General features: G+C 65.2%; 18 protein-coding genes. 8 read left to right on the top strand and 10 right to left on the bottom strand.

Translation table 11 applies throughout. From position 1 onward, the window contains the following. Positions 1 to 15: 15 nt before the first annotated feature. The 4 genes from cobN (at position 16) to FDM28_RS11395 (ending at position 6,123) form a co-directional block, all read left to right on the top strand. Positions 16 to 3,834: a cobaltochelatase subunit CobN gene (gene cobN / locus FDM28_RS11380; RefSeq protein WP_138515307.1), complete on the top strand. Its 3,819-nt coding sequence runs from the start codon at positions 16 to 18 to the stop codon at positions 3,832 to 3,834. Between the two features lie 2 nt (positions 3,835 to 3,836). Next, positions 3,837 to 4,937, top strand: a complete 1,101-nt coding sequence (locus FDM28_RS11385; protein WP_170211725.1) for a magnesium chelatase ATPase subunit I — start codon at positions 3,837 to 3,839, stop codon at positions 4,935 to 4,937. A 92-nt stretch (positions 4,938 to 5,029) separates the two neighbouring features. Beyond that, positions 5,030 to 5,635 carry a vWA domain-containing protein gene (locus FDM28_RS11390; protein WP_240791989.1) on the top strand — a complete coding sequence of 202 codons (606 nt, stop codon included), beginning with the start codon at positions 5,030 to 5,032 and terminating at the stop codon, positions 5,633 to 5,635. Between the two features lie 74 nt (positions 5,636 to 5,709). Continuing rightward, the gene (locus tag FDM28_RS11395; RefSeq protein ID WP_138515309.1) at positions 5,710 to 6,123 is read left to right on the top strand and encodes a hypothetical protein; all 414 of its coding nucleotides are present in this window, start codon (positions 5,710 to 5,712) and stop codon (positions 6,121 to 6,123) included. Positions 6,124 to 6,417: 294 nt separating this feature from the next. Here FDM28_RS11395 and FDM28_RS11400 read toward each other — a convergent pair whose 3' ends face one another. The 6 genes from FDM28_RS11400 to cbiE all read right to left on the bottom strand — a co-directional run bounded on the left by FDM28_RS11400 (position 6,418) and on the right by cbiE (position 12,409). Beyond that, positions 6,418 to 7,287 (bottom strand): DNA adenine methylase, encoded by an 870-nt coding sequence (locus tag FDM28_RS11400; protein WP_138515310.1) that lies wholly within the window; start codon positions 7,285 to 7,287, stop codon positions 6,418 to 6,420. Positions 7,288 to 7,315: 28 nt separating this feature from the next. Next, a complete protein-coding gene (locus tag FDM28_RS11405; protein WP_138515311.1) occupies positions 7,316 to 8,977 on the bottom strand; it encodes an ATP-binding protein in 1,662 nt (553 codons plus the stop codon). 205 nt (positions 8,978 to 9,182) lie between these two features. After that, positions 9,183 to 9,944 (bottom strand): precorrin-6A synthase (deacetylating), encoded by a 762-nt coding sequence (cobF, locus tag FDM28_RS11410; RefSeq protein ID WP_138515312.1) that lies wholly within the window; start codon positions 9,942 to 9,944, stop codon positions 9,183 to 9,185. Positions 9,945 to 9,952: 8 nt separating this feature from the next. After that, on the bottom strand, positions 9,953 to 10,750 hold the full coding sequence (gene cobM, locus FDM28_RS11415; protein WP_138515313.1) for a precorrin-4 C(11)-methyltransferase: 798 nt from the start codon (positions 10,748 to 10,750) through the stop codon (positions 9,953 to 9,955). Further along, positions 10,747 to 11,157, bottom strand: a complete 411-nt coding sequence (locus tag FDM28_RS11420) for a cobalamin biosynthesis protein (protein WP_138515314.1) — start codon at positions 11,155 to 11,157, stop codon at positions 10,747 to 10,749. Before FDM28_RS11420 ends, cobM begins: the two co-directional genes overlap by 4 nt. A gap of 43 nt (positions 11,158 to 11,200) precedes the next feature. Next, complete coding sequence (gene cbiE, locus FDM28_RS11425; RefSeq protein ID WP_138515315.1) at positions 11,201 to 12,409, bottom strand: precorrin-6y C5,15-methyltransferase (decarboxylating) subunit CbiE; 1,209 nt, start codon at positions 12,407 to 12,409, stop codon at positions 11,201 to 11,203. On the opposite strand from cbiE, the gene FDM28_RS11430 reads away from it, so the two are divergent. Next, positions 12,408 to 13,157, top strand: a complete 750-nt coding sequence (locus FDM28_RS11430) for a cobalt-precorrin-6A reductase (protein WP_138515316.1) — start codon at positions 12,408 to 12,410, stop codon at positions 13,155 to 13,157. The genes cbiE and FDM28_RS11430 overlap by 2 nt on opposite strands. A gap of 5 nt (positions 13,158 to 13,162) precedes the next feature. Here FDM28_RS11430 and cobJ read toward each other — a convergent pair whose 3' ends face one another. The 4 genes from cobJ to cobG are packed head-to-tail and all read right to left on the bottom strand — an operon-like array spanning position 13,163 to position 16,446. Continuing rightward, positions 13,163 to 13,912: a precorrin-3B C(17)-methyltransferase gene (cobJ, locus tag FDM28_RS11435; RefSeq protein WP_138515317.1), complete on the bottom strand. Its 750-nt coding sequence runs from the start codon at positions 13,910 to 13,912 to the stop codon at positions 13,163 to 13,165. Continuing rightward, positions 13,909 to 14,640 carry a precorrin-2 C(20)-methyltransferase gene (locus FDM28_RS11440; protein ID WP_138515318.1) on the bottom strand — a complete coding sequence of 244 codons (732 nt, stop codon included), beginning with the start codon at positions 14,638 to 14,640 and terminating at the stop codon, positions 13,909 to 13,911. Before FDM28_RS11440 ends, cobJ begins: the two co-directional genes overlap by 4 nt. Then, on the bottom strand, positions 14,640 to 15,272 hold the full coding sequence (locus tag FDM28_RS11445) for a precorrin-8X methylmutase (RefSeq protein ID WP_138515319.1): 633 nt from the start codon (positions 15,270 to 15,272) through the stop codon (positions 14,640 to 14,642). Before FDM28_RS11445 ends, FDM28_RS11440 begins: the two co-directional genes overlap by 1 nt. Continuing rightward, complete coding sequence (cobG, locus tag FDM28_RS11450; protein WP_170211727.1) at positions 15,256 to 16,446, bottom strand: precorrin-3B synthase; 1,191 nt, start codon at positions 16,444 to 16,446, stop codon at positions 15,256 to 15,258. The genes FDM28_RS11445 and cobG overlap by 17 nt, the downstream gene beginning before the upstream one ends. Positions 16,447 to 16,575: 129 nt before the next feature. Here cobG and cbiB point away from each other — a divergent pair, with 129 nt between their 5' ends. Genes cbiB through FDM28_RS11465 form a run of 3 tightly spaced genes read left to right on the top strand, consistent with a single transcriptional unit; the run spans position 16,576 to position 19,931 of the window. Beyond that, the gene (gene cbiB / locus FDM28_RS11455) at positions 16,576 to 17,562 is read left to right on the top strand and encodes an adenosylcobinamide-phosphate synthase CbiB (protein ID WP_138515321.1); all 987 of its coding nucleotides are present in this window, start codon (positions 16,576 to 16,578) and stop codon (positions 17,560 to 17,562) included. Between the two features lie 3 nt (positions 17,563 to 17,565). Beyond that, positions 17,566 to 18,543, top strand: coding sequence for an aminotransferase class I/II-fold pyridoxal phosphate-dependent enzyme (locus FDM28_RS11460; RefSeq protein ID WP_138515322.1), 978 nt, complete (start codon positions 17,566 to 17,568; stop codon positions 18,541 to 18,543). Between the two features lie 17 nt (positions 18,544 to 18,560). Next, entirely contained in the window at positions 18,561 to 19,931 is a 1,371-nt protein-coding gene (locus FDM28_RS11465; protein WP_138515323.1) for a YihY/virulence factor BrkB family protein, read from the top strand. The last annotated feature ends 12 nt before the right edge of the window (positions 19,932 to 19,943 follow it).

A 19,943-nucleotide genomic window follows, 5' to 3' on the forward strand; every position in this document is an offset into this window, starting at 1 on the left:
TCAAGGCGGTTCACCATGCATTTGCTTTCCACCCGCCCCGGCGGCCATGTCGAAGACGATGGCAACGGCATCGTGCGCGTGGAGCAAACGCCCGGTGACATCGTGGTGCTCACCGTGGCGGACACCACTTTGTCGCTCCTGGCCGAGGTGGCCAGCAATTTGCCTGCTGATTTTCCGACCGTGCGCCTGGCCAATCTGATGTGGCTGCGCCAGCCCGCGTCCACCGACCTGTACATGGACGATGTGCTGCGCCACGCCAAGGCCATCGTCATCGAACACCTGGGCGCCCCCAGCGACTGGGCCTATATCGTGGACCAGGTGTGCGAGTCGGCGGCAGCGCGCGGCCAATGGCTGGTGATGGTGTCGGGCGAATGCGTGGAAGACGCGCAGCTCCTGTTGCGCAGCACCGCCACTAACGCCGACTGCACCCACCTCTGGCGCTGCCTGCGCGAAGGCGGGCGCGACAACGCCAACAACTTCTTCCAGCTGATTGCCCACGCCGCTTTTGGCCGGGGCGAGCGGCCTGCGCCTGCGCAAGTGCTACCCGGTGCGGTGCGCTACGAGCCTTTGAGCCAAGTGGCGCCGTTGCGTGAAGGTGCGCCGGTAGCGCTGCTGGTGTTTTACAAAGCCCACTTGCAAGCCGGCAACACCGCCGCTTTTGATGCCATGCTGGCCGCGCTGGCAGAGCAGGGCCTCAACACCTTGGCGCTGGCGCTGGACTCCCTCAAAAACCCCGAGAGCATGGCCCTGCTGCAAACCATGGCGCACGAGCATCGGGTGGACGTGGTGCTTAACGCCACCAGCTTTGCCGTGGGCTCCATCGACGGCAACGATAGGGAAGGAGAGGGTGGCGCCGAAGTGCAGCCCGTGCTGCTGGCGGGCGATGCGCCGGTGCTGCAGCTCATTACCGCGGGTTGCTCGCAAGCGCAGTGGCAAGACGACCCGCACGGCCTCACCCCGCGCGACTTGGCCATGCAAATTGTGCTGCCCGAGGTGGATGGCCGCATCGGCACCCGGCCCATCAGCTTCAAGGGCCTGGCCTGGCGCTGCGAGCGTGCAGAGATTGATGTGGTGCGCTACCAGCCAGAGCTTGAGCGCATGGCCTATGTGGCCGCTCTCGCCCGCAGATGGTGCGCACTGCGCTATAAAAAGAGTAGCGAAAAGCGCATTGCACTGGTGCTGGCCAACTACCCGAACGACGACTCGCGGCTCGCCAACGGCGTGGGGCTGGACACACCTGCGTCCACGGTGGTCATCCTGCAAGCCTTGCAAGCCGCCGGTTATGCGACGGGCGATGTGCCACCTGACAGCGACGCCCTGATGGCCGACCTGACCCGCGGCATCACCAACAACCTCGACGCCAACGACGCCCGCCCCGCAGGCCAGAGCTTGGCTCTTGCCCACTACCTGCAAGACTTTGGCGCACTGCCTGCCGACAGCCAAGCCGCCATCAACGCGCTGTGGGGCCTGCCGGAGCAGGACCCGTTGGTGCGCCATGGCCGCTTCATGATTTCCGGCCAGCGCTACGGCAACGTGTTTGTGGGCAACCAGCCCGCCCGTGGGCGTGACCTCGACCTGGTCGCCACTTACCACGATGCTGACCTGGTGCCCACGCACAACTACCTGGCGTTTTATTTTTGGATGCGCCGTGCCTACGCCGTGGATGCGGTGGTGCACGTGGGCAAGCACGGCAACCTGGAGTGGCTGCCCGGCAAAAGCGTGGCACTGGGCGCGGCCTGTTGGCCCGACGCCATCCTGGGCCCGCTGCCGCACCTGTACCCCTTCATCGTGAACGACCCCGGCGAGGGCGCGCAGGCCAAGCGCCGCACGCAGGCCGTCATCATCGACCACCTGATGCCCGCTATGACGCGGGCCGAAACCTACGGGCCCCTGCAGCAGCTCGAAGGTCGCATGGACGAGTATTACGAAGCCCTGTCCCTGGACCCGCGCCGCGCCAAGCTGCTGCGCGCGGGCATTCTGGAGCAGGTGCTGGCCGATGGCTTGCATACCGAGCTGGGCTTTACCAAGCCTGCGGACGACACCGAGCGTGACGCCCTGTTGCGCCGGCTGGACGCCTACCTGTGTGAGATCAAAGAATCGCAAATCCGCGATGGCCTGCACACCTTCGGCCAGTCGCCCACCGGCCGCCAGCGGGTGGACACCCTGGTGGCCTTGGCTCGCTACCCCGGTGGCTCCGGTGCAGCCCAAGCCAGCCTCACGGTGGCCTTGGCGCAAGACTTGGGCCTGACGGACTTTGACGCCCTGAGCCCCGACTGGGCCGCGCCCTGGACCGGCCCACGCCCCGCCGTGCTGCAAGCCTTGAGCGATGACCCCTGGCGCCACGCCGGCCACACCCGCGAGCGCGTGGAACTGCTGGCCACCCGCGTGGTGCAAGACATGGCAGAGCAGGGCAGTGCGCTGCCCGGTGGCCCGGTGGATGCGCCTGAATCTTGGCCCCACACCACCCAGGTATTGCAGCGCCTGCAATCGGTGTTGGCCCCGCGCCTCGATGCCTGTGGCCCGAATGAGATCACCCAGCTGCTGCGCGGGCTCGATGGCCGCTTCATCCCGCCCGGCCCGAGCGGCGCACCGTCGCGTGGCCGGCCCGATGTGCTGCCCACCGGGCGCAACTTTTATTCGGTGGACACCCGCGCCATCCCCACCCAAACCGCTTACGCCATGGGCGCCAAGGGCGCAGATCGTGTGGTCGAGCGCCACCTGCAAGACCACGGCGCCTACCCCACGGCCATGGGCTTGTCGGTGTGGGGCACCAGCACCATGCGCACCGGCGGTGAGGACGTGGCCCAGGCCTTCTCGCTGCTGGGCGTGCGGCCCAAATGGGCAGCGGGCAGCAACCGCGTCACCGACATCGAAGTCATGCCCATGACCGTGCTGGGCCGCCCGCGCGTGGACGTGACGCTGCGCGTTTCCGGCTTCTTCCGCGATGCCTTCCCCAATGTGATCGATTTGTTTGACACCGCCGTGCGCGCTGTGGCCGCCATCTCGCCCGAGGACGAGGCGGACGACGTCAACCCCATCCGCGTGCGGGTGCAGGCCGAGGCAGCTCTTGCCCAGGCCGCCGGCCACAGCGATGCAGACGCCGAGCGCGCCTCCACCTGGCGCGTGTTTGGCCCCCGGCCCGGCGGCTATGGCGCGGGCTTGCAAGCGTCGATTGCCAGTGGCAACTGGACCGAGCGCTCGGAGCTGGCCGAGGCTTACCTTCGCGCTGGTGCCTTTGCCTACGGCCAGGACAGCGATGGCGCTGCCGCACCCGAGGCCTTTGCCCAGCGCATGGCCACTCTGGACGCCGTGCTGCACAACCAAGACAACCGCGAGCACGACATCCTCGACTCCGGCGACTACTACCAGTTCATGGGCGGCATGGCTGCTGCGGTGGAGCACCTGAACGGTAAGACCGCCGCTCTGTACCACGGCGACTTCAGCGTACCCGGCGCTCCGCAAATCCGTAGCTTGGGCGAAGAAGTGGCCCGCGTGGTGCGTTCACGCGCCGTCAACCCCAAGTGGATAGACGGCATCAAGCGCCACGGCTACAAGGGCGCGTTTGAGATGGCCGCCACGGTGGACTTTTTGTTTGCCTTTGACGCTACCACCGGCGTGGTGGCCGACCACCAGTACGCGCTGGTGGCCGACGCCTATGTGCACGACGACGACACCCGAGCCTTCCTGCAACAACACAACCCCGGCGCCCTGCGCAGCATCGGCGAGCGGCTGCTCGAAGCTATGCAGCGCGGCCTGTGGGCCGAGCCCGGCGACCACCGCGAACGCATCCAGGACCATGTGCTGGCGCTCGACAACCAATTGGAAGCATCCTGACCATGCCCCTGAATCCTGACATGCGCTCCACCGAGCAGACCAGCGCCCCAGCATCCGCGAGCGCGCCCGAGCCAGTGCCTTTTCCCTTCACTGCGCTGGTAGGCCAGCAGGCTTTGCAGCGGGCTTTGCTGTTGGTGGCGGTAGACCCCGGCATTGGCGGGGTGCTCATTGGCGGGCCGCGTGGCACCGCCAAGTCCACCGCCGCACGCGCCTTGGCCGCCTTGTTGCCGCAGGCCCCGTTCGTCACGCTGCCGCTCGCTGCCAGCCTGGAGCAGCTGGTGGGCACACTCAGTATTGAAGACGCCTTGCAAAGCGGCGCCGTGCGCCTCTCGCCCGGCCTGGTGGCGCGCGCGCATGGCGGCGTGCTGTATGTGGACGAGGTGAATTTGCTGCCCGACGCGCTGGTCGACGCCTTACTGGACGTAGCAGCCAGCGGAGTGAACACGGTGGAGCGCGACGGCATTTCGCAGCGCCACGCCGCGCGCTTTGTGCTGGTGGGCACCATGAACCCGGAGGAGGGCGAGCTGCGCCCTCAGCTGCTGGACCGCTTTGGCCTCTCGGTGTGGCTGCACAACCCCACCGACGCAGCGCAGCGCCAGCAGATCGTGCGCAGCCGCTTGCTGTTTGACGCCGACCCGGGCGCTGTGGCCGAAAGCCATGCCGACGCATTGCAAAACCTGGCCGCCAGCGTGCTGGACGCGCAAGCTCTGTTGCCCCGCGTGCAGTGGCCGGACGATGCACTGACCCACGCAGGTGCATTGGCCTTGACCGCCGGAGTGGACGGTGTGCGGGCCGATTTGGTGATGCTGCGCGCCGCCCGCGCCTCCGCCGCGCTGGATGGGCGCGATGCGGTGACGGTGGCCGATGTGGACGCCGTGGCCGAGCTGGCCTTGCACCACCGCAGGCAGGTGGGGGCGCAACAGCCAACGCCGCAAGCAGCTCAAAAGCCCCAATCCCCCGCCCAGGGCCAAGACGCAAGTAAAGCTCAGCCCGAATCGGCTGGTGCCGGCAGTGCCGATGGCGATTGGGGCGCCATGCCCCCCGTGCCTGTGGGCACCGTGCGGCCTGCGGCTGCAGGAGTGCTCCCGCCAAAAAAAGCCTGAGCCACCCCGGCCCTGTGCCTCAGAGTGCGGCGCGCGGCGGGCGGTGGCGCACAGCAGCTCTACCAACGGGTGCCCACGCACCTGCGGTGGCTGTGCGCGTGCCATCCGGCTCGGCGACACGACGCGGCGCCATCGCTTGGCTACCCACCCTGCAAGCCAAAGGCCGCAATGCCCTGGCCGCGCAGCACCTGCGCTGGCGCGAGCCCCAAGCCAAGCCATCCACCTTGCACTTGCTGCTGCTGGACACGTCCGGTTCCATGCGTCAAGGCGGCCGTCTAGCGCGGGCCAAAGGCTATGCCGCCCAGGTCCTGGAGCAGGCCGCTCGCGCGGGCGACCATGTGGCGCTACTGTGTTTTGGCGGGCAGGGCGTGGAAGTGCTGGTGCCCCCCGGCCCCGCACGCCGCGCCGCCGCAGTGCGCGTGCAACAGCGCGGTGGCGGTGGCGGCACCCCCTTGGCACAGGCCATGGCCGCCGCTGATAACCTCATGGCCCAACACCGCCGCGTGCGCGGCACCAGTGCCAGCACCGTGTCTACCGTCCTGTGGCTGCTGACCGATGGCCGCACGCTGGAGCAACCACGCGCGCCACTAGGCGCGGAGCAACTGGTGGTGGTGGACTTTGACGACGCCAAGGTCAAGGTCGGGCGCTGTGCCGACTGGGCTGCACGCTGGGGCGCAGAGTACCGGCAGGGTGACTAGGTACTATGAAATTAGGAGCTGCTTGCGCATACAGGATGTGCGCTAGCGGCTGATTGGATGACAAGGAAAACAACATGCTGTTAACAGACATTGCCGTCGAGCACACCATCGCGCCACCCAAAGGCGGGCTGAGCGTGACGGTGTTGCTGCACCCATTTACCAACACCCAGCGCGATTCGCTCGGCAAGTTCGAGATCGTCCGCACCGTCCGCGAGCCCAGCGGCAAAGACGTGAAACGCTCCACTTTCGTGTCCTTCGCCCAACTGGCTGAGCTCTACGCCAAAGGCGTGCTCGACGAGTACGGCTTCTCGGTTCGCATGTGTGTGCCGGGCGGCAAGTACCCCGCTGTGACGCCCATCAAGAAATTGCTCCCCACCCACATCAAGTCAGGCTCCCCGTTTGAGCTGGCGGTGAAGGGGGTGGATGTGGCGAAGGAGGCTACTCGGGAGTTGAGGACTGCGTTGCTGCGGACTAGCGTCAAGCTTTAGATTGCTATGGAGTTAGGAGCTGCTTGCGCATGTTCCATAGGCGCTACAGCCTGTTTTTAACCACAATTTTTCGTCGCAAAGTAGCGCTAAGTCCCACTCTTTGGGCTACAGATCTAATCGTTAGAGCAGGGCTAATTTGGTAAGCATGTTATTTCAATCGCCAAACATGAGCAGACGATTTCGCATGAGTTGCCGACCAAGGCTTGGGTGTGAGCCGCGTTGCGACCCTAGGCTGTTGTAGTCAATAAAATTTCCGTGCCGGATATGAACTATTTGTAGCTAGCTTCAAATAGTTCAAGCTGCCATTTTCTCTATAGACATCAGTGGAGCTGCGATACGCTTGCTGAAAAACATCACTTCTGAACCGGTGTAGCGCCGTTGGGCCGTGTAGTTCAGGCCATACGCATACGGTGTGGCGTACGCATACATTTCTTTGATCTCGTCCGCATTGTCATATGAGACGACCCAAGGCCGCCTAAAACGATCACTTCCTAACAGCTTCGCTATTCGGACATGGTCTTCATGTTTGTAAAAATTACGATAAAGACCTGCACCTTTAACGTAGTAGGGCGGGTCCAAATACACAAGAGATTTGGCAGGCAAAAACTGATGGCACCGCAATAGCAGTTGGTGCGCGTCTTCTTCATACACATGTATGCCACCGGCATGGGCACCGATGCGATCCAAGCGCAAACACAACTCATCGCGCATGAAACGCGCATTGATCTTGTAATCGCCTGACTGCGCTTTCCCGCCGATTACGCCGCCCTTGAGAATGCCGGACCGATTCGTCCGGTTCATGAACAGCGTGGCAAACCCGCGCTCCAAATCAGACCCAGGCACATTACCAAGCATCACGCCGCGCCAGTGGTGCCATGCATCCATGTCGATGGGCTCCGATGCGACCATGGCCACGAGCTGATCCGACTGTTGCGTGGCGGCCCGCCAAAAATCGGCAATTGCCGGATCTGCATCGTTGATGTGGACATGCTCAACGATACCGTCCACCAGCAGACACAAAGCAACGCCAGCACCGCCAGCGTACGGCTCAAGGTAGTGGCCACCCGTGAGGTCATTGTCCGCAATCACCCCGGCTATCAAGGGCGCAAAGCGCGCTTTGCCTCCTGGGTAGCGCAGTGGGGTGTATAGCTTGTTGGAGTACATAAAAACGGGTAGCTGTTCCGAGCTTACCTCATGGACTTTTCGTCAATCGGGCAACAGTGCGCGATATCGCGAGCTCGAAGGCCGCTTCGAACTCTCCCGCCTCTGTTTGGTAGACCTCGGCCCACCGCTCGACCACTCCCCATTTCTTTAATTTGGGCCAGTTCTTTGTCCACCAGTTCTTGGTGCTGTCCCGTTTGGTGCTTTTGCCAGCACCATCTTCAAAAAAGACGGATTGAATCCTGTCGCTGGTCGGATTTGTGATGTTGAGATTCAGCAACGCCTCGTGGAGGGCGCCATCGCCTGACTCTGAAATGTCTCGCAAAAATTTCTTCACGGTGTTTTCCGATGATCTGGCGGTCCCGGCAGAGCCCGCAACGCATGGCAATTTGACGGCATTGCCTCGCGCTGCAGCCTCATTCGGAATGGTCGTATCCGCATCGACGACCAAAACCCGATTCAAGAAAAGTGGGTCTTTGGCAGGGAAGCCCAGCAAATTCGACCCACCAACGCCCAGCGGAATCCAATTGATCCGCACGCCATATTTCTTGGCCAGCGCCAATTTCTTGGCTGCTGGAATCAGTCCACTGCAAAATTCCGTAGCTTCTTCGTCCTCGAAGTAGATTGCCAACGTAGGCTTTGCCTTCCGAGACGGCTTGTCATCGTCGGGAAGCAAGGCCATATCGTTGAGGATGGCGCGAAGCGACTGATCTTTGGCAATGCGGGGGTGCTTCGTATCCAGCAGATAGACCACGCTGTCGGGAGCTTTTGCGTTCCCGTCGCCATCGGGATGCACCGCCTCGATCAGCCGTGGCGAGTGGGTAGTCGCGATGATTTGCAGATCGAGGCGATTCGCGCAAGATTTCAATGACTTGACAAGCCGCTCAATGGCATGCGGATGAAATCCGACATCCATTTCGTCGACGACCAGCAATCCGCCTGGATAGTCGTCGCCCATATCCCTCTTCAACTTGCTGAACGATGCTAGCGCGGTGGCGATGCTGCCCAGACTGTCTTGACCCATGGAGACCGCAAACGGCCCATGCTTTTCGTAGCCGGGCTGGGCCGACTTCTTTTTCGCCCCTTTGATGGATTGGTGATTCACGTCGTTGGTCAACTCCGCCCCAAGAATCACGGCGCTGACAAACTCCCGCATAAGGGCGCTGTCATCCGCGTGCATAGCCAACTTGACGCTGCTGACATCCTTCTCCTCTGCTTCCCCCACGGAGGCAAGGCGCTTCATCCCAAGATAAATCGTTGGCAACGGTACTTTCGCGTCTTGACCAACGGTATCGCCTTCTACTTTGTCCACCGTACGGGGCACAACCCTGGCCCGCTGCCATTGAGTGCGCTGGGTCATGGAGCATCGCTTCTTGACTTCCACACCGCCGACATTTGCTATGACTACTGGTGCGGACGCAGTGTTCTTCTGCGCTTCCACCACTTCGTCCAAAGCCAAGAAAACAATTTGCTCAATGTTTGCGTAGAAAGGATCGCCCAAGTATGTCTTAGGTCCACTGCGCTCGGTAATGCCGAATGTGTTGGCCACTAAACCCAATATGGTCGACTTGCCAATGCCGTTATGACCGGCGATAAGCGTTAGCCTGTCGGCGAACTGGATGTCGAAACTCCCGAGCTTGCGGAAAGGCGGCTTTCCGAACGTCAGTGATTTGACTTTGACTTTGTTTGACATTGAACCTCCCAATTTTTTTCTAATAGTTGATCTTTGTGCAGAGCCGCCTAGGCAACCCTACGCTTCAATGTTATCGAAACTCGCCGGCCACCCGTAAGCACCACGACAACTCAATGCTTAGACCGGTAGGTGAAAACAGCGGGGTACGGACATATGAAAATCGAATAAAGAATTCCCTGCCGCGTGGCTTCCTCGGGTCATTCCGTCAGCCAACCACCCGCCTCATCAAATAAATATCCATCACCCACCCATGCGCTGCGCGCGCGGCTTGGCGCTCTGCCTGAATCCGCTCGCTCACTTCGGCCAGCGGCCCGGCGATGTAGATTTGTTGGGGCATGCCCAGGTAAGCGCCCCACCAGATGGTGATGCCTTCGGGCGTCAGGTGTTGGAAGGCGCAGTGGCCGTCCAGCATCACGGCGATGGTGTCGGCGCTCCCGGGCCAGCCGTGGTCGCGCAGTTGGCGGCCGGTGGTGATGGTGACCGGGGCGTTGATGTCGTTGAGCGCAATGGCGTGAGCGGCGGTCAGCGCTTGCAGGGCGGTGATGCCGGGCACCACCGATATCGCCAGCGGCAGTTGCAGCGCCAGCCGGTCTGCAATGCGCAGGGTGCTGTCATACAAAGACGGGTCGCCCCACACCAGCAGGGCCACGCGGCCCCCCTCGGGCAGATGGGCGCGGATTTTTGCCAGCCACACCTCGGCAATGGCGTCGTGCCAGCGGTTCACTGCGCCGGGGTAGTCCGGGTCTTGCGCGTCGCGCACTGGCATGTCGAACTGCACCACTTGCGTGCCAGGGTTGGTGACCAGCTCTTGGCACAACGCCAGCCGCAGCTCGGCCAGGTCGGCTTTGCCGTCGCCTTTGTGCGGCACGAGGATGAGGTCCGCCGCGTTCAGCGCTTTCACGCCCTGTCGGGTGACGTGGTCGGGGTTGCCGGTGCCAATGCCGACCAGGTAAAGTTCAACTCTCATGCCGGCATTCATTCTGTGCCTGTCGGGAAGCGGGGCGCGGTGCCCAGCGGTCGGTAGCGGCGGTCGTAGTCGCCGGCGTAGAGGCGGCTGTGGGCAAAGTCTGCTTCGCCCAAGTTTTGGCCGAGCGTGTGGCCCACCAGAATCAGCGCCGTCCGCTCCATGCCTTCGCCGATAGCTGCTTCGATGGTGGCCAGCGTGGCCCGCACCACGCGTTCGTCCGGCCAGCTGGCGCGCCAGACCACGGCCACTGGGCAGTCTGCGCCGTAGTGGGGCGACAGCTCGGCCACCACGCGCGGCAGCACATGGATGGACAGGTGAATCGCCAGCACCGCCTGCGTGGCCGCAAAGTTGGCCAGCGACTCGGTGTCGGGCATGGCCGATGCGCGGCCCGAGGTGCGGGTGAGCACTACCGATTGGCTCAGGCCCGGCAGCGTCAGCTCAGCTTCCAGAGTGGCGGCGGCGGCAGCAAACGAGGGCACGCCCGGCGTCACGGTGTAGGGGATGCCCAGCGCGCGCAAGCCGCGCAGCTGCTCGCCCATGGCTGACCACACCGACAAGTCGCCCGAATGCAGGCGGGCCACGTCGTGCCCGGCAGCGTGCGCGGAGCTGATTTCCTCCAAGATTTGCTCCAGCGATAGGGGCGCGGTGTTGACGATGCGCGCACCGGGTGGGCAGTGGGCCAACACGCCCTCGGGCACTAGCGAGCCGGCATACAGGCAGACAGGGCTGGCAGCAATCAGGTCGCGCCCGCGCAGGGTCAAAAGGTCGGGTGCGCCGGGGCCGGCGCCAATGAAGTGAACAGTCATGGGGAGGTATTTTCAGTGAAAGCCAGTGCCGCAGTGGCCATGCGGTCGGGGCTGATGCTGCGGCGGCCCAAGAGCGTTGCGCTGGGGCCTGCCGCTGCGAGTGCAGCCGCCTCGGCCACGCTGTGCGCACCGTAGCGTTCAGGCACATGGGCGCTGGGGGCAGCAGAGGGTTGGTCGGCCAGCGCGGGCAGGGGGATGAAGTGGATGGGGAGTTGTAGCTCGGCGGCCAGTTGCAGCAGGGCGGGGTGGTGGGCTTTGTCGGCGGCGGTGGCAAACGCGCTTAAGTTGGCGAGTGTGATGGGCTGACCGTGCGCTGTGGACGCGGCATCCAGAGCGGCCTGCAAGGCATTGCGCAGCGAGGCCGCATCGCCCCCGGCTCTAAAGCCCAAGCCCGCCACCAGCGTCATGCGGGCAAGCAATGTAAGTGGCGGGCCGCCAAGCGAGCGCAGTTCACAGCGTCACGCTCCACTGCATCACCGGGCGGCTGGGCTGCCAGCCACGCATACGGCCCAGGGGCGCAGCCTGCGCCAACTCGATGCGCAGCAGCTCGCCGCCGTGCTGGGCGTGCAGTTGCAGCAGGGCCGATTCGGTCTCCAGCGTGACTGCGTTCACCACCAAGCGCGTGTCCTGTGGTGCGGCGGCTTGAAGCCGGGCAAACAGCGCTAGGTCAAACCCGCCACCTACAAAAATGGCGTGGGGTGGGGGCAGGCTGGCTAGCAAATCCGACGTGTGGCCGTGGTGTACGGTCAGGCGGTGGTCGATGCCGAAATGGGCCGCATTGCTGCGGATATTGCTCACGCGCTCGGCGTGCTGCTCCACCGCGCTGGAGCTGCCGCCTGCCAAACACCACTCCACCGACACCGAACCCGAGCCTGCGCCCAGGTCCCACAGGTGTTCGCCAGGGCGGGGCGCGAGTGCGGCCAGCGTTAAGGCGCGTATGGGCGATTTGGTGATTTGGCCGTCGCTGGCGAAGCCCGCGTCCGGCAGGCCGGTGCTGCGGGACAAGCCTTTGAAAGTGGTGTCGGTGCTTGCCACTTGCACGGCTACCGCGACCGGGTTTTGGATGTCTACAAAGTCGAGTGCAGTTGCTGTGGTCTGGCGGATACGTTCACGCGGGCCGCCCAATGCCTCCAGCACCCACACGTTGGAAGCGCCGCAGCCTTGAGCGGTAAGCCACTGGGAAAATTCGCTAACGGCTGCCGTATCACGCAGCAGGCAGAGCAACTGCGCGCCGGGGTGCAGGCTGCTTCGAGTGCGCTCAAACGGCGCGGCGTGCAGGCCGAAGCAGTGCACCGTCTCCAGCCGCCAGGCCAGGCGTGAGGCTGCCAGTGCAAAGGTGGACGGCGCGGGGTGGGCCACCCATTCGCCGGGCTGTAAATGCGCCGCCAAGCTGCCACCCGCCCCGAACCAAAATGGGTCGCCCGAGGCCAGCACCACGACCGGCTGACCGCGCAGGGCCAGCACAGGCGCCACGTCAAAAGGCACGGGCCATTCAATGCCCCGGCTGCCCACGTCTGCCAGCGCCAAGTGGCGTGGCCCGCCGAATACATGCTGCGCGCGGGCCAGTGCCGAGCGGCTACCATCGCCCAGACCATGCAAACCCTCTTCACCGATACCAATGACCGTTAGCCAAGGGTTAGATAACCACGGTTCAGACATGGCGCACGGCTCCTTGCGAGTGTTGTTGCTGGGCGGCACCACCGAGGCCAGCCGCCTGGCGCAGGCCTTGGCGCAGGCCGGGGTGGATGCAGTGTTTTCTTACGCAGGCCGTACCGATGCGCCCATCGCCCAGCCGCTGCCCACGCGTGTGGGCGGCTTTGGCAGGGTGGCGGGTTTGCAGGCCTATCTGCAGGCTGAGCGCATCACCCATGTGGCGGACGCCACCCACCCCTTCGCCGCGCAGATGAGCAGCAACGCGGCGCAGGCCTGTGCAGCCGCAGGCGTGCCCCTGCTGGCGCTGGAGCGGCCCGCCTGGCAGGCGCAGCGTGGTGATGTGTGGACGCATGTGGCGGACATGGCAGCCGCCGTGCAAGCCTTGCCCAGCCAGCCAGCCCGTGTGTTTTTGGCCATCGGCAAGCAGAACCTCGCGCCGTTTTTGGCCTGCGGTCAGCACTGGTACCTGTTGCGCTTGGTGGACCCGGTGCTGGAGCTGCCCGCAGCGCGAGGCCATGTGGTGCTGGACCGCGGCCCCTTCACATTGCAGGGCGACCGTGCCTTGCTGCAGGCGCATGGAATCACGCATATCGTTTCCAAAAACTCGGGCGGCACGGGGGCTGAGGCTAAGCTGGTGGCCGCCCGTGAGTTGGGGCTGCCCGTCATTCTGATAGACCGGCCGCACATCCCCAGCCGCCGCACCGTGGGCAGCGTGCCCGAGGTGCTGCGTTGGCTGGGCGTGGCAGGCCATTGAATCTTTCATAGCGCCGAGCGCGGGGTGTAGACGAAGCGGCCCACGTGGCGGGTGGCGCTGTTGCCCACGATGACCACCGTGCGCATGTCCGCCATCTCAGGGGTGGCGTCACCCAGGCGCACGGTGAGCAGCTTTTCTTCCGGGGTGCTCACGGCGCGGGCAAAGGTGATCAGGCGGTCCGGGCCGCAGGCTTCCAGCAGCACCTGCAGCACGCGGCCGAAGGTGTGCGGACGGCTGGCGGAGCGGGGGTTGTAAAACGCCATCGCAAAGTCGGCCCCGGCGGCGGCGCGTACCCGGGCTTCAATCAGCTCGGCAGGTTTGAGGTTGTCGCTCAGGTTGATGGCGCAAAAGTCGTGGCCCAGGGGCGCACCGGCTTTGGCTGCCGCCGCCAGCATGGCGGTGATGCCGGGCAGCACGCGAATGTCCAGCGCCTGCCAGTCGGGCCGGCCTTCCAGCGCTTCAAACACGGCAGCGGCCATGGCAAACACGCCGGGGTCGCCGGACGACACGATCACCACTTGCTTGCCCTCGGCCGCCATCTGCAAGGCAGCGCGGGCGCGGTCCATCTCGACGCGGTTGTCGGAGGCGTGCAGCGTCAGGCCGGGGCGCGGCGCAATGCGCGCCACGTAGGGGATGTAACCCACGATGTCGGTGGCAGCCTCGATGGCGGCGGTCACTTCGGGCGTGACCAGCTGCGCGTCGCCCGGGCCCAGGCCGGCGATGCACAGCGTGCCTGCGGTCTGGGGCGCAGTCATTCCTGCACCTCGGGGCGGCGGCCGCTGCCGTGCACCAGCACGATGGCGAAGTAGGGGCAGTCGGTGCCGTCCACGTCGGCCAGTTTCATGACGCGCTCACCGGGCATGGTGCCGCGCTCCACCAGCCAGGCCTGCTCCAAGCGGCCGGCTTTTGCGAGTGCGCTGCGCACGCGGGGCAGGTTGCGGCCGGTTTTCATGACGACGAGTGCGTCGGCGGTTTGCATGTGGCGCACCAGCTCGTCTTCGGGCAGGGTGCCCATGAGCACGGTCATCACATCGTCGCCCCAGGTGATGGGCACGCCGGTAGCGGACCAGCAGCCCACCATGCCGGGGATGCCGGGGATCACCTCCACCGTGACGCGGCCTTGCAGCCGGGTGTAGAGGTGCATGAAGGAGCCGTAGAAGAATGGGTCGCCTTCGCAGAGCACCAGCACGTCTTCCGTTTGGGCGAGTGTGGCCAGGCGGTCGGCCCAGTCGTCGTAAAACGTGGCGAGGCAGTGGATGTATTCGGGGCTGTCAAAGGGCAGCTCGGTGGTCACCGGGTATTCCATCGGGTACTCGGTGGCGCCGGGTAGCAACATGCCTTCCACGATGCGGCGCGCCTGGCCGGGGCGGCCTTTTTTGCGGAAGTAGGCCACTTGGGTGGCCGCGCGTATGGCGCGGTCGGAGCGCACGCTCATCAAATCCGGGTCACCGGGCCCCAGGCCCGCGCAGAGGATGCGTCCCATCAGATTTCCCTCCGGCTGGCGAGTGCGTTCACTGCCGCCACGGTGATGGCGCTGCCGCCCAGGCGCCCGTGCACCACCATGCTGGGGGCGGGCAGGTCAGCCATGAGGGCGACTTTGGATTCAGCCGCACCCACAAAGCCCACGGGGCAGCCGATGATGGCGGCAGGGCGCGGGCAGGCGGGGTCTTGCAACATATTGAGCAAATGAAAAAGTGCGGTCGGCGCATTGCCAATGGCCACCACGGCACCGGCTAGGTGCGGGCGCCACAGCTCCAGCGCAGAGGCGCTGCGGGTAGTGCCCATGGATTGGGCGAGTTCGCGCACCGACGGGTCTTGCAGGGTTGAGATCACCTGGTTGTCGGCCGGCAGGCGGGTGCGGGTAATGCCTTCGCTCACCATGCGCACGTCGCACAAAATGGGGGCACCGGCTTCCAGCGCCGTGCGGGCGGCCTCGGCCATGCCCTCGGAAAAGCGCACATGGGTTTCCAGCCCGACCATGCCGGCGGCGTGGATCATGCGAACCACCGCCATTTCCTCGATGGGGTTGAAGCGGGCCAGATCCGCCTCTGAGCGGATGATGGCAAAAGACTGTCGGTAGATGGCGTCGCCATCGGTTTCATACGTATGGCGCATGCAATTGTTGTTGTTCTAGGTAGGCGGCAATGCCTGCTGCGTCGAGGCTGGTGGCGTCGGGCGTGCTCTGGGCAGTGCCGTGGTCAATCAGGTGGTAGCCCGCTTCACTAGCCAACAGGGTCAGGGTGGCGCCGTGGTGAGCGCAACCTTTGGTGCAGCCCGATACATGGGCTGTGCGGCCGGCGGGCAACAAGGGGGCAAGAAAACGGGCCAGTGCGCGGGTGGGGCCCAGCGCCTGGGTGCAGCCTGGGGCGCCGGTGCAGGCCATGACGCGCAGGCGCGCATCGCCGGGGTGGGTGATTAGCTCGGACAATTCGGGCGCAGTGTGCAAGCCTTCGAGCACCAGACCGCGCCAGGGCGTGATGCGTAGCGGGGCCAAGGCCGCCAGCTGGTGCAAGGTGTCGGCGGGTAACTGGCCGAATTCCAGGCCGATCACCATGCCGGTGGCAGAGTTGCCCACAGTGGCGGTGTGTGCAGGGACCTCGGGTACCGGCGTGGTGGTGAATGGTGCGGGCAAGGCGTGCCGCTGAATCAGACTGGCCATGCGGCCACGGCCATTGATCACGCCGCCGGAGGCCACAAACCAGTGCGCCAGCTCTATGGCGATGTGGGCAGCTTGTGCCTCAGGCACGCAGGCGCCGGTGGTTGCGCCATCGGCATAGACCAGCACCTGATCGCCCAAGCGCTCCAGGCGGATGTCGGCCGAGCCTTCTCGCAGCACCGGCTGTGCGCCCAAGTCGATGGCGAAGCCGAATTTGCCGGGCAGGGCGGGCGCGTCTGGGGCGCCCAGGGCGCGATTCAGCGCATCGCAGATGGCCGGCGTGCTGTCGGATTCGGTCCAAAAAGGGCTGAGCAAGAGGTTGCGGCGGGCTTCCACATCGGCGCGCTCGTCGAGCAGACCCAATGCGCGCAGGCCGTTGATCAAAGCGGGGTAGCTGTCGGGGCAGACGCCACGCAGCTGCAAATTGGCCCGGCTGGTGAGTTCCAGCACGGGCGACGCGTATTGCTGGGCCAAGCCCGCCAGCCCTTGCGCCTGCAAAGGCGTGAGGCGCCCCAAGGTCGGGCGGACCCGCACCACCAGCCCGTCGCCGGACGGCATGGGCCGCAGCGCGCCGGGGCACCAGCCCTGAATGCGGGGCTCGCTGGCAGTGGAGGGGGAAAGATGGCTTTGCACGGGGGGATGCGCGTCGGTAACTCTCAAGTATCTCACCATCCCCTCTGTAAAAACGCCACTGTGCCCGACCAACCTTGATACGGCCTGACACACGTATGATGGCGCGCCCATGACAGACTCCCACCCCGTATGACCACCGATTTCACCCCCCAGCATTGGGCCGGCGCCGTGGGCGTGGCTGTGCTCGTCGCCCTGTGGGTGGACCGCCGCTGGGGCGAGCCACCGGTGCGCCTGCACCCGGTGGTGTGGATGGGCAACTTCCTTGGCCGGGCGGGCGACCGGGTGCAGCAGCGCGCTGCGCAAGACCCTGAAGTGCCCGATTACCAGGCTTTTGGGCTTGCAGCGCTTATGTGGTGTGCGGGAGTTGCTCTGTTTTTGATAGCGGCATTGCTGCTGCAAGGCGCTGCGCTGGAGCTGCCCTGGTGGGCTGCAGGTGGGGTTATGGGCCTGCTGCTCAAGCCCATGCTGGCCATGGCCATGTTGCAAAGCGAAGTGCGTGCGGTGGAGGCCGCGCTGGCCGTGTCGCTGGACGCCGGGCGGGAGCGCCTGCGCTGGCTGGTAAGCCGGGATGTGACGCAGCTCACTGCCGTGCAGGTGCGTGAAAGCGCCATCGAGACGCTGGCCGAGAACCTCAATGACTCGGTGGTGGCGCCCATCTTCTGGTTTTTGCTGCTGGGCTTGCCGGGCGCGGTGCTCTACCGCTTTGCCAATACGGCCGACGCCATGTGGGGCTACCCCGGCATCTACAAAGGCCGCAACTGGGCCTGGGCCGGTAAATGGGCGGCGCGTGCCGACGACCTACTGAGCTGGGTGCCCGCCCGCATCACTGCCGTGCTGCTTTTGCTGGCAGCCGGCCGGCGCGGCTGGGCGCTGCGCAGCCAGCTGCGCGCTGAAGCCCGCAAAACCCCGTCCCCCAACAGCGGCTGGCCCATGGCCGCCATGGCGCTGGTGCTGGGCGTGGGCCTGCGCAAACCGGCGGTGTATGTGCTGAACCCCCATGGCCGCGAGGCGCAGGCAGCGGACACAGAAGCGGCGCAGCTCTATGCATCAAAAGCGGTGCTAGCGCTCGTGAAATGTGCGCTGCTAGCTCTTCTTTTGATAGCAATCGGAGTTTGAAAAGTGAACGCCGTTACCCGAATCCACGGCGGTCCCGATGCGGCGGGGGCGGCGCGCTTTGACTTTTCCACCAACAGCAACGCCTGCGGGCCGTGCCCCATGGCCTTGGCTGCCGTGCAGGCTGCCGACGCAACCCGCTACCCGGACCCGCAGTACACCGCACTGAAAGTCCCCCTGGCTGCGCACCACGCGGTGGAGCCCTGGCGGGTGGTGCTGGCGGGCAGTGCCAGCGAATTCATCTTCCGCATCAGTGCCTGGGTGCGCCAAGCCGGCGGGAGCCGGGTGCATCTGCCGCAGCACGCTTATGGCGACTACGCCCATGCGGCACAGGCGTGGGGTTTGGTGCAGATGGGCGACGTGGACGCTGCAGACCTGGTCTGGGCCTGCGACCCCGCGAGCCCCACCGGCCAGAACCACACCGGCTGGCTCCGGGCGCTGGAGCGCAGCACCGTGGTGCTGGACGGGGCCTATGCCCCTCTGCGCCTCAGCGGTGAGCCGGCACTGACCGCACCGCAGCGCGATGCCGTGTGGCAACTGTTTTCCCCCAACAAGGCCCTGGGCCTGACCGGCGTGCGCGCGGCCTATGCGATTGCACCGCTGCATGCGCAGGCGGCTGCCACTGCGCTGGACGCCATGGCGCCCTCGTGGGTGCTGGGCGCGCATGGTGTGGCGATGCTGCACAGCTGGGCTGCGCCCGAGACACAGGGCTGGGTAACGCAAAGCCTGGACACCTTGCGCGCGTGGAAGGTGTACCAAATCAAAGCTTTGGAGCAGGCTGGCTGGACGGTGATGCCCGGCCATGCCAACTTTTTCTGTGCCCGCCCGCCCAAGCACCATGACTTGCAGAGCTTGTTGGCCACCTTGCGCGCTCGCGGCATCAAGCTGCGTGACACGACATCGTTTGGCCTACCCGGCTGGGCCCGGCTTGGCGTGTTGCCGCCGGGCGCGGTAGATGCACTGATGGCCGCCCTCGCGGCCTGACAGGGCGCTGCCCGCTTATGGTCTTGTTGCTGCTCCTTTTGCCGCTGGTGCTCACCGCGCTGATACCCCGGCGCTGGCTGGGGCCGTGGTTTGCGACCCTGCTGCTGGGGTTCGCTTTGTGCTGGCTGGACTTCAGCCGGGTGAACGCGCGGGCGGGCGATATGCTGGGCATGGGCTTTTTGATGCTGATGCTCTCCGCCGTGCTGGCCGTGGGGGCTGTGCGCTGGGCGCTGACTGCTATTTTCCGCAAAACGCCGGAACCCGTAGCCGATCTGCATGCGGTGCATCTGTATTACGTAGCCTTGGGCGGCCCGGTCGTGGCTGCGGCGCTGTTGGTTGCCACGCTGCAAGTGGTGGATGTGTGGTGGCCCGGCGCCCTGGCATTGCATTTGGGCGCCGTAGTGGCGGGTGTGGGGTGGTGGTTCGCTATCCCCAAGGTGTGGCCTGCGGTGTGGCCGCTGTCCGCGGTGCCCTACCGCGTGCAGGCGCGCACCGTGTTCCGCATGGCGGGTCTGGTGGCGATCGTGGGTGCCATTGCGTGGTCCCTCGCCTCGTCGTATTCCAAGGCAGATGCAGCACAGCAGGCGGCACAGGGGCAGCCTTATTGCTTGTTGTCCGGCAGTCCGCATGGCATGCAACCGGTGTTGAGTCGGCTGGATTTATCAGGTTTTGCTGCCCGGGCAAGCCGGGGCGGCGACCGGCATGCCCGCATGGTGGCAGGTACGGTGGAGCAGCCTGTGTGGCGCTATTGGTCCTACCGGCAATCTGCATGGCAACAAGACCCGTTGCCGGGTGTGTTGACCTGTCCGCTGGTGCCAAATCGTGCAAGTGCATTGCCCTGGTGGGCGCCAGCTCCTGTGGGGGGCGACCCCATGCGCTTTTGGATGGCAGGCGTGGCCTGGAGCATTCCTAGGGCGCATCTTCCAACCACTGACTGCGCCATGCCGGCCTTTCAGTACCTGCCTGCTTCTGCCAATGGCTTGAGTCCGTCCCGGGCGGCGTTGGCGCGGGTGCATGTGCGGCCGTGTGGTCGCGGGCCGATTCACCCGTGGTATCTCGCACCCAGCCCGGGCGACCAGGTACGCACCTTGCACCAGGCGTATGGCCTGGAACAGCAAGAGATCGTGACCTCGCGCCGCGCCGTGCCCCATGTGCAATGGATTCTGCGGGACGCTGCCGGCGAGGTCACTGCGTGGATGCAGTGCCATGCCGCCAGTGGTTCCTGCCACCATGCCTTCAAGCGGGAGGGCATTGCGGTTGAATTTACCCACCCCGAAGCCGCTTTGCCGGCATGGCAGCAGCTGGAAGATGAACAATGGGCGCAACTGCGCAGTTTCGCGCCCGACGGCTTGCCGGCCTGCAACCGGACCACCGCGCCGGCCGGCTGAGCCCCCATCACG

The sequence above is a fragment of the Rhodoferax bucti genome (assembly GCF_005876985.1).
Lineage (GTDB): Bacteria > Pseudomonadota > Gammaproteobacteria > Burkholderiales > Burkholderiaceae_C > Allorhodoferax > Allorhodoferax bucti.

Bases quoted from the DNA above. Each gene is read 5' to 3' on its own strand.
- FDM28_RS11395 (WP_138515309.1), top strand. From the start codon at position 5,710: ATGCTGTTAACAGACATTGCCGTCGAGCACACCATCGCGCCACCCAAA.
- FDM28_RS11420 (WP_138515314.1), bottom strand. From the start codon at position 11,157: ATGACGCTGGTGGCGGGCTTGGGCTTTAGAGCCGGGGGCGATGCGGCC.
- FDM28_RS11430 (WP_138515316.1), top strand. From the start codon at position 12,408: ATGGCGCACGGCTCCTTGCGAGTGTTGTTGCTGGGCGGCACCACCGAG.
- cobM (WP_138515313.1), bottom strand. From the start codon at position 10,750: ATGACTGTTCACTTCATTGGCGCCGGCCCCGGCGCACCCGACCTTTTG.
- cbiE (WP_138515315.1), bottom strand. From the start codon at position 12,409: ATGTCTGAACCGTGGTTATCTAACCCTTGGCTAACGGTCATTGGTATC.
- FDM28_RS11385 (WP_170211725.1), top strand. From the start codon at position 3,837: ATGCCCCTGAATCCTGACATGCGCTCCACCGAGCAGACCAGCGCCCCA.
- FDM28_RS11405 (WP_138515311.1), bottom strand. From the start codon at position 8,977: ATGTCAAACAAAGTCAAAGTCAAATCACTGACGTTCGGAAAGCCGCCT.
- cbiB (WP_138515321.1), top strand. From the start codon at position 16,576: ATGACCACCGATTTCACCCCCCAGCATTGGGCCGGCGCCGTGGGCGTG.
- FDM28_RS11445 (WP_138515319.1), bottom strand. From the start codon at position 15,272: ATGCGCCATACGTATGAAACCGATGGCGACGCCATCTACCGACAGTCT.
- FDM28_RS11440 (WP_138515318.1), bottom strand. From the start codon at position 14,640: ATGGGACGCATCCTCTGCGCGGGCCTGGGGCCCGGTGACCCGGATTTG.
- cobF (WP_138515312.1), bottom strand. From the start codon at position 9,944: ATGAGAGTTGAACTTTACCTGGTCGGCATTGGCACCGGCAACCCCGAC.
- cobJ (WP_138515317.1), bottom strand. From the start codon at position 13,912: ATGACTGCGCCCCAGACCGCAGGCACGCTGTGCATCGCCGGCCTGGGC.
- cobN (WP_138515307.1), top strand. From the start codon at position 16: ATGCATTTGCTTTCCACCCGCCCCGGCGGCCATGTCGAAGACGATGGC.
- FDM28_RS11465 (WP_138515323.1), top strand. From the start codon at position 18,561: ATGGTCTTGTTGCTGCTCCTTTTGCCGCTGGTGCTCACCGCGCTGATA.
- FDM28_RS11400 (WP_138515310.1), bottom strand. From the start codon at position 7,287: ATGTACTCCAACAAGCTATACACCCCACTGCGCTACCCAGGAGGCAAA.